This window comes from Yinghuangia aomiensis, assembly GCF_039542225.1.
GTDB classification, from domain to species: Bacteria; Actinomycetota; Actinomycetes; order Streptomycetales; family Streptomycetaceae; genus Yinghuangia; species Yinghuangia aomiensis.
Window position 1 is genome coordinate 112,661 of sequence record NZ_BAABHS010000011.1, and the last position, 13,508, is coordinate 126,168.

Annotated in this window: 12 protein-coding genes and 1 pseudogene; 10 read left to right on the plus strand and 3 right to left on the minus strand. The window is 70.5% G+C overall.

All coding sequences use genetic code 11. From position 1 onward, the window contains the following. Positions 1-88 precede the first annotated feature (88 nt). Positions 89-511, plus strand: coding sequence for a VOC family protein (locus tag ABEA93_RS17075; RefSeq protein WP_345676417.1), 423 nt, complete (start codon positions 89-91; stop codon positions 509-511). A 390-nt stretch (positions 512-901) separates the two neighbouring features. On the opposite strand, the gene ABEA93_RS17080 is transcribed toward ABEA93_RS17075, so the two are convergent. Continuing rightward, on the minus strand, positions 902-2,830 hold the full coding sequence (locus ABEA93_RS17080) for a WD40 repeat domain-containing serine/threonine protein kinase (protein WP_345676418.1): 1,929 nt from the start codon (positions 2,828-2,830) through the stop codon (positions 902-904). Between the two features lie 554 nt (positions 2,831-3,384). Between ABEA93_RS17080 and ABEA93_RS17085 the strand changes: the two genes are divergently transcribed. The 5 genes and pseudogenes from ABEA93_RS17085 to ABEA93_RS17105 form a co-directional block, all read left to right on the plus strand. Next, positions 3,385-3,774, plus strand: a complete 390-nt coding sequence (locus ABEA93_RS17085) for a YciI family protein (RefSeq protein ID WP_345676419.1) — start codon at positions 3,385-3,387, stop codon at positions 3,772-3,774. A gap of 5 nt (positions 3,775-3,779) precedes the next feature. Further along, positions 3,780-5,048 carry an RNA polymerase sigma factor gene (locus ABEA93_RS17090; protein WP_345676420.1) on the plus strand — a complete coding sequence of 423 codons (1,269 nt, stop codon included), beginning with the start codon at positions 3,780-3,782 and terminating at the stop codon, positions 5,046-5,048. A gap of 163 nt (positions 5,049-5,211) precedes the next feature. Further along, complete coding sequence (locus tag ABEA93_RS17095; RefSeq protein ID WP_345676421.1) at positions 5,212-6,738, plus strand: MFS transporter; 1,527 nt, start codon at positions 5,212-5,214, stop codon at positions 6,736-6,738. Positions 6,739-6,781: 43 nt separating this feature from the next. After that, positions 6,782-7,315 (plus strand): dihydrofolate reductase family protein, encoded by a 534-nt coding sequence (locus tag ABEA93_RS17100; RefSeq protein ID WP_345676422.1) that lies wholly within the window; start codon positions 6,782-6,784, stop codon positions 7,313-7,315. A gap of 10 nt (positions 7,316-7,325) precedes the next feature. Beyond that, positions 7,326-8,183, plus strand: a pseudogene (locus ABEA93_RS17105) (IS5 family transposase); the annotation flags it as partial. A 21-nt stretch (positions 8,184-8,204) separates the two neighbouring features. Here ABEA93_RS17105 and ABEA93_RS17110 read toward each other — a convergent pair. Continuing rightward, the gene (locus ABEA93_RS17110; RefSeq protein ID WP_345676423.1) at positions 8,205-8,720 is read right to left on the minus strand and encodes a DinB family protein; all 516 of its coding nucleotides are present in this window, start codon (positions 8,718-8,720) and stop codon (positions 8,205-8,207) included. A gap of 153 nt (positions 8,721-8,873) precedes the next feature. Continuing rightward, positions 8,874-9,554, minus strand: coding sequence for an SDR family NAD(P)-dependent oxidoreductase (locus tag ABEA93_RS17115; RefSeq protein WP_345676424.1), 681 nt, complete (start codon positions 9,552-9,554; stop codon positions 8,874-8,876). A 230-nt stretch (positions 9,555-9,784) separates the two neighbouring features. Between ABEA93_RS17115 and ABEA93_RS17120 the strand changes: the two genes are divergently transcribed. From ABEA93_RS17120 to ABEA93_RS17135, 4 genes are all read left to right on the plus strand, one after another. Then, positions 9,785-10,192, plus strand: coding sequence for a MerR family transcriptional regulator (locus ABEA93_RS17120; protein ID WP_345676425.1), 408 nt, complete (start codon positions 9,785-9,787; stop codon positions 10,190-10,192). A gap of 483 nt (positions 10,193-10,675) precedes the next feature. Beyond that, entirely contained in the window at positions 10,676-12,232 is a 1,557-nt protein-coding gene (locus ABEA93_RS17125; RefSeq protein WP_345676426.1) for a type IV secretory system conjugative DNA transfer family protein, read from the plus strand. Positions 12,233-12,412: 180 nt separating this feature from the next. Further along, positions 12,413-12,961 (plus strand): cysteine dioxygenase, encoded by a 549-nt coding sequence (locus tag ABEA93_RS17130; protein ID WP_345676427.1) that lies wholly within the window; start codon positions 12,413-12,415, stop codon positions 12,959-12,961. Positions 12,962-13,005: 44 nt separating this feature from the next. After that, entirely contained in the window at positions 13,006-13,458 is a 453-nt protein-coding gene (locus ABEA93_RS17135) for a rhodanese-like domain-containing protein (protein WP_425584979.1), read from the plus strand. Positions 13,459-13,508: the final 50 nt, after the last annotated feature.

The following is a 13,508-nucleotide window of genomic DNA, read 5'->3' on the forward strand; positions in this document are numbered from 1 at the left end:
GAGAACCGTCCGGAGTGCGGCACCCGCCGCGTGGCCACGACGGCCCGCGGACTCTCCACCCGTCGCGCAGCAAGGCAAGGAGCAGATCATGTCCGTCACGACCACGACCCATCTGAATTTCCGGGGTACGGCGCGGGAAGCGCTGGACTTCTACCAGTCCGTCTTCGGCGGGCGCACCGTCGCGGTCACTTACCGGGACGCGGGCGCCGTGGGGGACGAGCGCGAAGCGGACTGGGTGATGTGGGGCGAGGTGGCCGGCGACAACGGCTTCCACGTCATGGCCTACGACGTGCCCGGTCAGCTGCCGTGGGAACAGGGCGAGAACCCGTTCTTCGTCTCGGTCCGCGGTGACGACGCGGAGGAGATCGGCGCGCTGTGGCACCGCCTCGCCGAGGCGTCCACCGTCGTCCGTCCCCTGGAGCCCGCGGCGTGGGCTCCGCTGTACGGCATGCTGACCGACCGCTTCGGCGTCACCTGGGTCCTGGACGTCGCCGCCCCGTATTCCGGCTGATTTCGGAGGCACTCAGCCCGCGCGGCCGCGCCCGCCGCGCGGGCTCGGTGCTCCCGGCACGACGGCCCGAACACCGGGCTCGGCCCGGTGAGCCATGCCCGTCGCTCCGACCGGGGGAGGCGAAGGCGTCACGTTCGAAGGCTGGGTCCGGTGCCGGCAGGACGCGCCCGAGTCCGCGGACGGTGGCGACGCCCAGTCCGCGCCTGCGCAGCTGCTCCACCGGCGTTCGACCGCGGGGAACGCCGCCTCGGGGACGGCCACGCCGGAGGCATTCCTGAACCGACCGCAGGATCTCGGGGTCGAGGCGCAGGTTGCCGTCCTCGCCGGGTTCGGGCCGAGCCGCATGGTGAGGCGTTGTCCCGTGGCGCCACGTCTCGTGATCTTGCAACGTCAGCGGAGGTTCCACAGCCAGCAGCCGTCGTCGTTCCCCCCGGCTACGGCTCTGCCGTCCGGGCTGAAGGCGACCGCGGCGAACGCGCCGGTGGCGAGCGTGGCGGTGGCCTGGTGGGTGGCGGTGTCCCAGAGTCGGATGCCGTCTTTTCCGGCGGTGGCGAGGGTTTTGCCGTCCGGGCTGAACGCCAGCGCGCTGGTGGGGTCGGCCGTGATGGCGGTGACGGTGTGGTCGGGGGCGGTGTTCCACAGGCGGAGGCCGCCCTGACCGCCGCTGGCGAAGGTCTTGCCGTCCGGGTTGAACGCCACCGCGTTGGTGTAGTCCTGGATGAGGCGGCGCTCGTGGAGGGGCGGGTCCTCGGAAGTCCGGCTGTCGCCAGGGGTGATGGCGTCCGACACCCACAGGCCCGCAGAAGTCGACTCGTCGCTGTTGCCGCTGACGAGCGTCTTCCCGTCGGGGCTGAGTGCCAAAACCGTTGTCCCGTGGGCGATATCGGTGATCGCGGTCGGTTTGGGCGTGACCGGGTTCCACAACCCGAGCCAAGGGCGGCTGCCACCGCTCAGGATGAGTGTGCTGCCGTCGGGGCTGAACGCAACGACCTGGACGTAGTAGCCGGACTCGAGCTGGGCGGTGACGACGCCGGTGGCCGTGTCCCGAAGCTGGAGCTCGCCGTAGACCTGGGCGGTGGCGAGGGTCTTGCCGTCGGGGCTGAACGCCACTGTGCTGATGCCGGAGCCGGAGGCGAGGTCCGTGATGGCCTTGCGGCCGGCCACGTCCCACAAGGCAGCGTCGACGCCTGCGGTGCCGATCGTGGCAAGGGTCTTGCCGTCGGGGCTGAACGCCACGGAAGTGGTGCCGCGGCTGGTGAACCGGTCGGGATCCGGGTGTTTGTCCGGCCACAACGCCGCAGTCGCTCCGGCGGCCGCCCCGAGTACCGCGAGGCCGCCGATGACAAGAGTGCGGCGCCGGACGCCCGTTGAGGCGTTCGACCGCCCGGGGGCGGCGGCTCTGGGCGGGGGCGGAGACGTGCCAGGGGCGGCAAGGGTCCGGGTCGGGGCGTCTGCGGGGGATGCGGGTTCGGCTGGGCGGTCGAGGCGGCGTAGTGCCTGCGCGAGGGCGGAGGCGTCCGGGTACCGCCGGTCGGGGGCCTTGCGCAGGAGGGTGAGCACGAGGTCGTCCCAGGCGGGTGGGATGCCCGGGGCCATCGAGCTGGGGGCGGGGGGTTCTTCGGTCAGGTGTGCGGTGAGGTGGCCCACGGCGTCAGGAGCCTGGAACGGCAGCCGGCCGGTGATCAGTTCGAAGAGGAGGCAGCCGAGCGCGTACAGGTCGCTGCGGGGTTCCGGGAACCCGCGTGCCTGCTCGGGGGCCATGTATTGGGGGGTTCCCACGATGAACCCGGTCTGGGTGAGGCGGTCCGCCGTCGCGACGGGCGGGTCGGCAGCTCGCGCGATGCCGAAGTCGAGGACCTTCACCGTGCCGGAGGGCGTGATGAGGATGTTGGACGGCTTGATGTCCCGGTGCATGATCCCGGCATCGTGCGCCTCGGTGAGGGCATCGGCTATGTGCGCGCCCCACCTTGCTGCGTCCGGCAGGGGGACGGGCCCGCGGCGCAGCGTGGCGTCCAGGCCCTCGCCCCGGACCAGTTCCATCACCAGGAACGGGACCTTGTCGGTGCCGGTGTCCGTCTCGCCGAGGTCGTGGATGGTCACGATGGCGGGGTGCTGCAGCTTGGCGGTGATCCGTGCCTCGCGCAGGAACCTGGCGCGTGCCTCGTCGCCCCGGCTTCCGCCACCGGCGAGCAGGGAGACCACCTTGACCGCGACAGGCCGGTCCAGCGTCTCGTCCTGAGCCTCCCACACCTGCCCCATACCGCCCTCGCCGAGCAGCCCCACCAGCCGGTAACGGCCGCCGAAAATCTGGCCCTGCACAGCCATCCCTCCCCCGGTCTCGAACATTCCTCTCCCTCCCGCCCGCGCACCGGCGAGACAGGGATCACGGCGTAGCCCGGATCGGCGACACACCCGACACCCGGGAACCAGCCGACGAAGTCCGGTAAGAACCTACCGGCGTTCACGTTTCGAGCGCTGACGACCAGGGACTGCTGCCGTGGGCGCCGGCGGTCACCGTGTGGCCGGCGAGTACGGCTGCAGGCACGGCGCGGACTGCGCGGACTGCGCGTACGGCTCGGACTGCGCGTACGGCTCGGCCGGTTCCCCGGTAGCGGTGCGCCGCGTCTCTGCCGTGTGTATAGGGAAGACCTTTTCGTACCGCGGCTTGTGGGGCGACGGCCTCGTTGTCCTGCCCGCTCGCCGAGGCGGGTCGGGGTGAGGCGAGGGCACGCGGCAGCATGCGCCAGGCCGGTTCGCTCTTCCGGGCGATGTGATGTGTGGTACTGCTTTCGAGCTGGATGTGTTGCTGTCGGTGAGGCGTTGAGGCCGGGCCCGAATGGTCGCCGGGCCCGCGCACGCCTGGCGGCGGAAACGTGGAGGCCGTGATGTCGGAACCCGTAGGCGAGGACCAGGCGCCGCGGAGCACGTTCATGTTGATCTTTCGCGGAGGTGCTGTTTCGCGGCCCGACCTGTCGCCGTCCGAGCTCCAGGCTCATGTCGAGAAGTGGTACCGCTGGTCCGAGGAGTTGGCCGGTCGGGGCCGGCGCAACGCCGGAACCACGCTCGATGCTCCGGGGGCCACGGTGCGCGGTCGCGACCTGGTCACCGATGGACCGTACGCCGAGTCGAAGGATCTGGTGACCGGCAGCATGATCTTCGAGGCGGCCTCGCTCGAAGACGCGATCGAGGTCGCGCGCGGATGCCCGACGTACGAGTTCGGCGGGTCCGTCGAGGTGCGGCCGGTCCAGGATTACCGGATCTGATCCCGGTGAACGACGAGCCGGAGGCGCTCCCGTCTGCAGAACTGGTAGAGGACCTGTTCCGCAGGGAGTACGCGCACCTGGTCAGCGCGTTGGTCAGGGTCTTGGGACCCTCGAACGTCCCGCTGGCCGAGGACGTCGTCCATGATGCACTGGTGAGCGCCATGCAGGCGTGGCGTTTCGGGCTGCCGCGGGATCCCAAAGCGTGGATCATCCGGGCCGCTCACAATCGGGCGATCGACATTGTCCGCCGGGAGCAGCGGCACCGCTCCTTCCTGCCCGAACTGGCCACGACGACGGCGTTGACCGACACCATCGAGGCGGCCTTGGCCCCGGAGGCCGAGGCGGCCGGCCAGATGGCGATGATGTTCGCTGTCTGTGATCCCGGCCTGAGCCGCGAGACGCACGTCACCCTGGTCCTACGGTGGTTGTGCGGGCTGTCGCCCAAGGAGATCGGCCAGGCGTTCCTGGTGGACACCCAGACCATCGACCGGCGCCTGCATCGCGGCCGCGGACACCTGCATGCGTTGGGCCGGTTGCCCGACGTGGACGACCTGCCCGACCTCGACGTCCGGCGGGGCTCGGTCCTGCGTTCGCTCTATCTGCTGTTCAACGAGGGATACCACGGCAGCAACCCGCAGGACCCGGTACGGCCCTTTCTGTGCGACGACGCCCTCCGTCTCACCGAGTTGATGCTGGACGCCAGGGCGACCGCGCATCCGGACGTGCACGCGCTGGCGGCCTTGTTCTGCTTCGGCGCGGCCCGTCTGCCCACCCGCATGGACGCGCAAGGTGTCTTCGTCCCCTTGGAGGACCAGGACCGGCGCCGCTGGGATCGGGCGGGTATCGAGCGCGGTCTGATCCATCTCGGCCACGCGGCCACCGGGGACCGCATGTCCCGTTGGCATCTGGAGGCCGGCATCGCCTGCGAGCACGCGATCGCGCCTTCACTCCAGGAGACGGACTGGGACCGGATCGTCGGCTTCTACCAGCTCCTCGCCGAACAGTCCCCGAACCCCGTCGTGGCGCTCAACCGTGCGCTCGCCTTGGCCGAACGGGACGGTGTCGCCGAGGGCCGTCGGGAGCTGATCGCGTTGGCGCACGAGCCCAAGCTGTCTCGATACCCCTTCTACTGGGCGGCCCGTGCCGACCTGGAACGGCGCGGCGGCCGCCACGAACGGGCCCGCGAGCACTACCGGCATGCGATCTCCCTGGCCCGCAGCACCGCTGAGCGTGCGGCCTTCGAGCGCCGGATCGAAGGTCTGAAAATCTCCTAGAGGCGTGTCCGGTTTCGGCGGCCGCCGTTCGTCTTCCTCCTGAGATCGCCCGATCACACGAGGAGAGAGAGATGCCAGAGTCGCCAATCGACCTCATGCGGAACCTCCGCAGGAACGACCGCCGGCGACGGCGCGCCGATGCCTCGAACGGCAGGAGGCAGCCGTGACCGCGGTAGACGCACGCAGCCACTTCGGCGGCGGTGAGACCGCGCCACCGGGCCCCGTGTACCGGTGGCGGGCGTTCTCGCTGCTGGCCGTGGCCTACTTCATGACGGCGGCCGACATGCTGATCGTCAACGTCGCGTTGCCGACGATCGGCCGCGAGCTGCATCTCGCACCGGCGGACCTGCAGTGGGTCGTGACCGCCTACGCCCTCGCTTTCGGCGGCTTCCTGCTGCTCGGCGGCCGAGCCGCCGACCTGCTCGGGCGCAGGCGCGTTTTCACCGCCGGGCTGGCGCTGTTCACCGCGGCATCGCTGGCCTGCGCACTGGCCGCCGGCGGCACCTTCCTGATCGTCATGCGGGGCGTCCAAGGCCTGGGCGCCGCCGCCGTGCTGCCCGCCGCGCTGTCGATCGTGATGAACATGTTCACCGAGGGTGCCGAACGCAACAAGGCACTCGGCCTGTGGGGCGCCATCGGCGCCAGCGGCGCGACCGTCGGCGTGCTGGCCGGCGGTGTCCTGACCCGTTATGCGGGCTGGCCGTACATCTTCTACTTGAACGTGGTCGTCGGCGGAGTTGCGCTGCTCCTGACCCGGCGTGTCGTGCCGGAGAGCAGGCCCGAAAGCAGACTGCGCGGCGCAAGCCGCCGCTACGATCCGTTCGGCGCCGTCACGGTGACCGCCGCCCTGGTGCTCATGGTGTACGCCATCTCCCAGGCGCCGACCGCCGGGTGGACGACCCCTCGGACCCTGGCCCTGCTCGCGACGTCGGTGATCCTGCTGGCGATGTTCGTGGCCGTCGAAGCCAGGGCCCAGGCGCCGCTGCTGCCGCTGCGGCTGTTCCGTGTGAAAACCCTCGCCGGGTCGAACGCCGTCGGGTTCCTCCTGGGCGCCGGCTTCTACGGCTACATCTTCATCGGCACCCTCTACATGCAGCAGGTACTCGGATACTCCGCGATCAATACCGGTCTGGCCTGGCTCACCGTCGGCCTGACCGGCGTAGCACTCGCCGGTCCCGCACAAGTGCTGGTCACCCGCACCTCCGTCACGCTGGTGATGGCGGCCGGACTCACCCTGACCGGCGCCGGGATCCTATGGGCGGCCCAGGCGCCCGCCCACGGCAGCTTCTGGGCGAACCTGGCCGGCCCCTTCTTCCTCACCGGCACCGTCACCTGGATCTTCATCCCGGTATCGATCGGAGCCCTGGCCGGCGTCACCGAACGGGACGCAGGCATCGCCTCCGGCCTCATCGACTCCTCCCAACAACTCGGCGGCGCCATCGGGGTCGCCATCGCCTCCACCGCGGCGGCCACCCGCACCCGCGACCTCAACGCACAAGGCCACGCCATCACCGATGCGCTCACCGGCGGATTCCACACCGCCTTGTGGGTCTGCGGACTCATCGCCCTGGCCGCCATCCCCATCACCCTCTTCCTCATCCGGCGCACCGGCATCACCCAGGTCGGCCCCCTCCCGCCGAGCCAAGTCCCGGATCCCGCCGCGCCGACCGGCCACGGCGGCCATCGCTGAGGCAGCGGTGCCCCCTCATCCACGCAGAGTCAGGAGGACCACCATGCGCAAACTCGTCGAATCGACGCTTGTCACCCTGGACGGGGTCGTCGAGGCCCCTGAACGCTGGGCCTTTTTCGACGCCGAGTCCTCGGCGTACTCGCTCGAACAGCTCCGCAACTACGAGGCATTCGTCATGGGTCGGACGACCTACGAGACCTTCTACGCCAACTGGGGCCACGTCACCGGCAACCCCCACATCGACCGCATCAACGCCATGCCCAAGTACGTCGCGTCTCGGTCACTGACCGAGACGACATGGAATGCCACCCTGTTGGGCCCCGACCCGTCCGGCGCGATCGCGAAGCTGAAGAGCCGGCCAGGCAAGGACCTCATCAAGTACGGCACCACTCGCTTCGACACCACCCTCGTCCGAGACCATCTGATCGACGAATTCCGCTTCTGGTACATGCCCGTCGTGGCCGGCTCCGGACAACGACTCTTCGAACACGCCGACACCACAGGGCTGGACCTCACACTCACCGACGAAAAGCGACTGCGGAACGGGTCGGTGATCCTCACCTACGTGCCTCGCTGACCTCACGTAGCCGCCGGTTCCGGCGACAGGCGGCGTGGGTGTTGCAGGGTGCCACCAACAGGCGACCGAACTGCCTGTGGCGCTGTTTCGTCGAAGAACAGCGTCTCGACGGCAGTTCGGGAGGCACCTTCCGCCCCGGAGGTTCGCGAGAACGGGCAGCACCTCGGAGGTGACCGTCTATGAACGGCACAGACGGTGGTCGGCGGACGGCTCCTGGGACAAGATCTGGGGTGCCGTCCTGGCCGATGCCGATGCGGACGGCCGCATCGACTGGTCGATGGTGAGCGTGGATTCGACCTCGTGCCGCGCTCACCGGCACGCCGCCGGGGCACGCAAGAAGCCGCCGCGAGTGCCGGGAAAAGACGCACGCTCCGGCAGCACCGCCCCGACGAGGGACTCGGACGCTCCCGGGGCGGGCTGACCGGCAAAATCCACCTGGCCGGCGAGGGAGGACGACGGCAGCTCGCGTTCCTGCTCACGCCGGGCCAGTGGGGTGACGCCCCGCAGCCCATCCCGGTCATGGAACGTGTCCGGGTCGCCCGCCAGGACGGCGGCCGTCCCCGCACCCGGCCCGATCACCTCGGCGGCGACACGGCGTACTCATCCCGACGAAACCGCCGCTACCTGCGAACACGCCAGATCAAGCACACCATCCCGAGTCGAAGGACCAGCGGGCCAACCGCAAGCGCCGCGGCAGCCAAGGCGGCAGGCCGACCGGCTTCGACAAGACGATCTACAAGCGGAGGAACGAAGTCGAGCGGACGATCAATGCGCTGAAGAACTTCCGCGCCGTGGCCACCCGTTCGACAAGCGGGCCTACGTCTTCCACGGCACCGTCACCGTGGCAGCGATCCGACAGTGGCTCCGCTCGCAACCCGCACGACCGGTTTCAGGCGCCGGTCCGCCCGTCGACGAGCTCACGCACGACATCGAGGTGGCCGTTGTGGCGGGACGTCTCCTCAATGAGGTGGAGGATCACCCACCGGAGGTCTACATTGCGGCCGTCGCTGATGGAACGCTTGGCCGTTGAGTTCAGGTCGTGGTCGGACACCAGGCGACGGTAGCGCGCGCTCTGCTCCTCGTACTCGGCAAGAAGCCGGGGCAACGGAATGTCGACTGCTGTCCGCATCTCAGGGTCGGGATCATCGTCGGTCGCCTCGGTGAGCGGCCCCGCGAGCTCCTCGCCCAGAAACATTACTTGGAACCAGTAGTACTCGACCCAACGCAGATGGCTGATCAGCCCGCACAGCGTCATCAGCGGTGAACTCGCGAGCGGGGCCTTGCGGGCGTCCTCGGCGGACACGCCCTCACACTTGGCTCGCGCGGTGTCACGGGCGTAGTCCAGGAAAGTGACCAGCTGCGTACGCTCGTCCCACGTGGGAGGCGTGTCGGTTCGTTGAGTCATCGCGAGGAGTTTCCCCCAGCCCGGAACGGGTGTCGACCCCATTGATCGGAAGCACCGTCAAGTCCCACAGCACCGGCTGTGCTCGGGGAGAGCCTGGCAGGATCCGCCGGACAGGCCCAGGCGATGCGGCGCCCGTGGTCCCTCTCCTGTCGCTCAGCCGGGATTGTTGTCGTCGGCATGCGCTCTGCCGTCGTGGAGTACTTCCCGCTGCCAGGCCGAGCGCTGTTGGGTGTGCAGATGCCAGTAGTGCTCGGCGATGTCGTCCGGGTCGAAATCGGTTCCGGGGGCGACGGGGCCCGCAACGGTGATGCTGGCGAAGTGAACGCCGCAGGGGCCGTATTCCTGGTCCAGCAGGTCCACCAGCGTCCGCACGCCGGCTTTGCCGAGGGAGAGGCTGACGTATGCGGACTTGGGCTCCGGCATGCCCCCGGTGACGATGAAGGTGCCGCCGCCGTGCCGGGCCATCAGTGGGGCCGTGTGGGCCGCGGCTGTCAGCGCTCCGACGACGTTCACCGCCCAGGCTCGCTGGTGGCCGCGGACGGTGAGTTCGCCGGGCGCATCCGGACGGATGACGGCGGCGTTGTAGACCACTGCCTCCGGCGGGCCGAACGCCTCCACCGCCCGGTCGAGGGCTGCGCGCAGCTCGGTCTCGTCCGCGCTGTCGGCGCGCAGCCGCACGACGGGCGTACCGAGCGGTGTGACCGCTTCGGCGGCAGCGTCGAGGGAGGCGGATGTTCGGGAGATGAGGGCCACCGCCATGCCCTCGGCGGCGAACCGCCGTGCCACCGACCGCCCGATCCCCGGGCCCGCACCAATGATCACCGCTCCTGGCATCACGGTCTCCTCTCTTGGTCAACCCGGCTTCCTGAACCGCCGGCGACCGGAACGCTAAGTCGTCACACCGGTGTGAGGGTCAAGCGCGGCAAGGGAAACAAGGGAGGCAAGGACGGCAGGGCGGCGCAAAACCGCATTCCCCGGCCTCGGCCGGCTCGGCAGCGCACGGGAAGAAGGCCTCGGCCGGCGCGCTTGATACGAAGCGGGTGCCGGCGAGGAAGGGCGGACGTATGCGGATCGGTGTGCTGGAGGACGCGACGGGGGTGAGTCGGCGGCTGTTGCGCTACTACGAGGAGCAGGGGCTGCTCCGACCGGCACGGTTGGCCAACGGATACCGCGATTACAGCGAGGCCGACGTCGCGACGGTGCGGCGCATCCGGCGGCTGCTTGCCGCCGGGCTCCCCACCGCCGTCATCAACCGGATTCTCGACTGCTTCCACGACGGCGACGGAGGCACGGACACCGGCAACGACGACGGCGACGGCCTGATGACGTCCTCGGGGTGCGCAGGCCTCACCACCCGTCTCCGCCGGGAACGGGCGCGCATCGCGGAGGAGATCGAGCGGCTGCAAGCTTCCGATCAGGCCCTTGAGTCCCTGCTGGCCATGCCCGCGAGAATCTCCAGGGCGCCGGGTTAGCCGGCGCCGGGAGCAGCCGCACACGCTTCGGATGCTCGGACGGCGTTCACTCCATCGGCGTCGGCGGTGGCCTCGCCTCATCGGCAACGGCCGACCGGCCCTGCCCGGCGAAACCGTGCCCGGCCCGACCCCCCCAGCGAATTACCCACGGCGTCCCGCGTGTTGCGGATAGTCCCGGCGGGGTTTCCGTGATCCGATGAGGTCGGATAGTGCGCATCGATGAGGTCCAGGTGGCTGCGGAAGGAGGCGGGATGTCTGCTGTGTCCCGCCGTGCATTCCTGCTGACGCGGCACCGTATCTGCCACCTGCCGGTGCCGCCCGGGGGTCGCTGTCGCTGACGGCATGGGCGAATCTCGCCCGTGACGTTCCGACCGTCCGACACCGGCACTCCGGAAGCGAAGTTCCCGCAGCATGTCTGCCACCACACGGCGGCGTGGCCCTCGGCCCGCCGCTGAAACCGGGTTTGTCCTTTTCCTCTGCTTGTTGCTGCCGATCGGTGCCGTGTCCGGCATCGGCGTCACCGCCGTCCGTGCGGGGCCGTGGGCGGCTGCGGGCACCGCCCTCGGTGCGGTCGCCGTCGCGTCCGGCGCGGCGCTGATCGTCCGGCGCGGCCGCCGGCGGCCGGACGTCGACCGGGCGGCACGGCTTCTGGCGGGCCGGCCCGGGGTCGCGCGGTCCACCACACGTGGGGCCGCGGCCGAGGCCGTCCGGCTCGGGGCGCGAACCGCCGTCCCCGGCGTGTACATCGGCCGCACGGTGCACGGCCGCCGGGACCTGTGGGGGTCCTGGGAGGACATGCACATGGACATTTGGGGGCCCCGCACCGGCAAGACCTCGACGCGGGCGATACCGGCCGTGGTCGGCGCCCCCGGCGCGGTGATCGTCACGTCCAACAAGCGCGACATCGTGGACGCGACGCGCGGAGTCCGCGAACGGCGGGGCCCGGTCTTCGTGTTCGACCCGCAGAACCAGGCCGGGGAGTCGCCGTCCTGGTGGTGGAACCCGCTGTCGTTCGTCGGCGAGAACGTCGCCAAAGGGCACATGCTCGCGTCGTTCTTCGCGGGCATCAACCGGCAGGGCCACGTGCGCAGCGACGGCTACTTCGAGCCCGCCGGACGGGACCTGTTCGGCAACTTCCTCCTGGCGGCGTCCCTGGAGGGGTTACCCATCACCCGGACGCTGACCTGGCTCATGCGCCCCGGAGACAGCACGCCCGAGCACATCCTGCGCGCGAACGGGCAGCCGCTCGCCGCGGATTCGATCGCCATGGTGCGGGAAGCCCCATCCCGCCAACGCTCCGGAGTATTCGGGGTCGCGGCGCAGATCGCGTCTCCCCTCACGGTGCCTTCGGTCACGGAATGGGTCACCCCCGGAAGCAACCCGAGACGCCCCGAGTTCCGGCACGCCGACTTCGCGCAACGCGACGACGCGACGATCTACCTGCTGTCGGAGGAGACGGAACGCGCCGCCGCGCCCTTCCTGATCGGGCTGGTGTCGGCGCTCGCCTACGCCGTCGAAGGGCGGGCGATCGAGAGCCCCGGCGGACGGCTCGCGGTGCCCGCGCTCTTCGTCCTCGACGAAGCCGCGAACGTCTGCCCGTGGCACGAACTCCCCTTCCTCTACAGCCACTACGGGTCGCGCGGAATCGTGATGATGACCGTCCTGCAATCGTGGGCCCAAGGCGTCGGTGTCTGGGGCGAAGCAGGGATGGCCTCGATGTGGGGTGCGGCGAACGTCCGTGTATACGGCGGAGGTTCCGCCGACACCCGGTTCCTCCACGATCTCGCGCAGACCACGCCCAGGTTCGAGCCGCAGACCGTCGCGACCAGCCGTTCCGCGGGCCGGATCTTCGGAGGATCCGTCACACACGCATCACGCAGCGAACCCGTGCTGGACGCCGCCGACCTCTTCCGCCTGCCCCGCGGCCGGGCCCTCGTCCAAGTGAGCGGCGGTCCGCCGATGCTGGCCCGGACGATCCCTTGGTGGGACGGCCCCTACGCCGCGGAGATCCGCCGCTCCCTGGCCAAGTACGCGCCGTGACCGCCCACGTGCCGCAGCGACCCGACCGAACCCGCGGCCCGCCCCGACCGGCGCACCCGGCAGACCCCGCACACCGGTCAGACCCGGCACACCCGCCGCACCTGGCACCCCCACACACCCGGCACCCCCCACACACCCGACCCGCCCACCGATTCCGCGCTCTTCCGAGGACTCCCACACATGTCGCACCACACCACCGTCGCGGGCGAACTGTCCGCTGCCCCGGCCGATCCGACGTCGCCCGCGCCCGCGGTACGCCCGATCGACATCGTCGCCGGGTACGCCCGACAAGCCGCCGCTTCGCTGCATACCGTCGAGTTCGACCCGGTCTCACGCTGGTACCGCCGCCTGCACGCAGCCGACGACCACGAGGTATGGCTGCTGAGCTGGCTGCCCGGCCAGGGCACCGGACTGCACGACCACGGCGGGTCGTCCGGCGCGTTCACGGTCGTCGCGGGCACGCTGCACGAACGCTCGCTGATCGCCACGCCCCGGGGACGAGGAGCCGCGCGCGAACGGCTCCTCGTCCCCGGCGCGACACGGGCGTTCGGGCAGGGCTACATCCACCAAGTCACCAATACGGGAACCGAGCCGGCCGTGAGTGTGCACGTCTACGCACCGCGGCTGACCGCCATGACGATCTTCGAGAGCGACGCCGGCGTGCTCGGCCGCCCGGGCACCGGGCCGTTGACCCGACTGCGCGTCGAGCGGTCCGGAGAAGACTGGTGACCGCGGCGGACCAGGCCGGGTACCCCACGCCCGAAGACGACCCGGTGACCGCGGAGCGCGGCTTTCCACCGCCTCCCCACCACGGCCGGGCCCGCGGCGTCGACGCGCTGCTGGCCGCGGCGCGTACCCGATACGCACGTGTGGACGTCCGGCAGGCGTACGACGAGTTCCACAACCACGGTGCCGTGCTCGTCGACACCCGCATTGCCGGGCAACGCGCCGCCGACGGCACCGTCCCGGGCGCGCTCGTCGTCGAACGCAACCATCTGGAATGGCGGTTCGACCCGGAGTGCGACGCGCGCCTGCCCGAGGCGGCCGGCTACGGCGTCCGGATCATCCTGCTGTGCGACGAGGGCTACGCGTCGAGCCTTGCCGCGGCCTCATTGCTGGACCTGGGACTGTTCCGGGCCACCGATGTGGTCGGCGGATTCCAGGCGTGGCGGGCGGCCGGACTGCCCGTCGCCGCGCCGGACGGCTCCGCGCCGGGCGTCGGCTGAGGGCGTTCGCCCCGAGTCGGCCAACCCCGCCGTTTCGGGCCGCGGTCGAC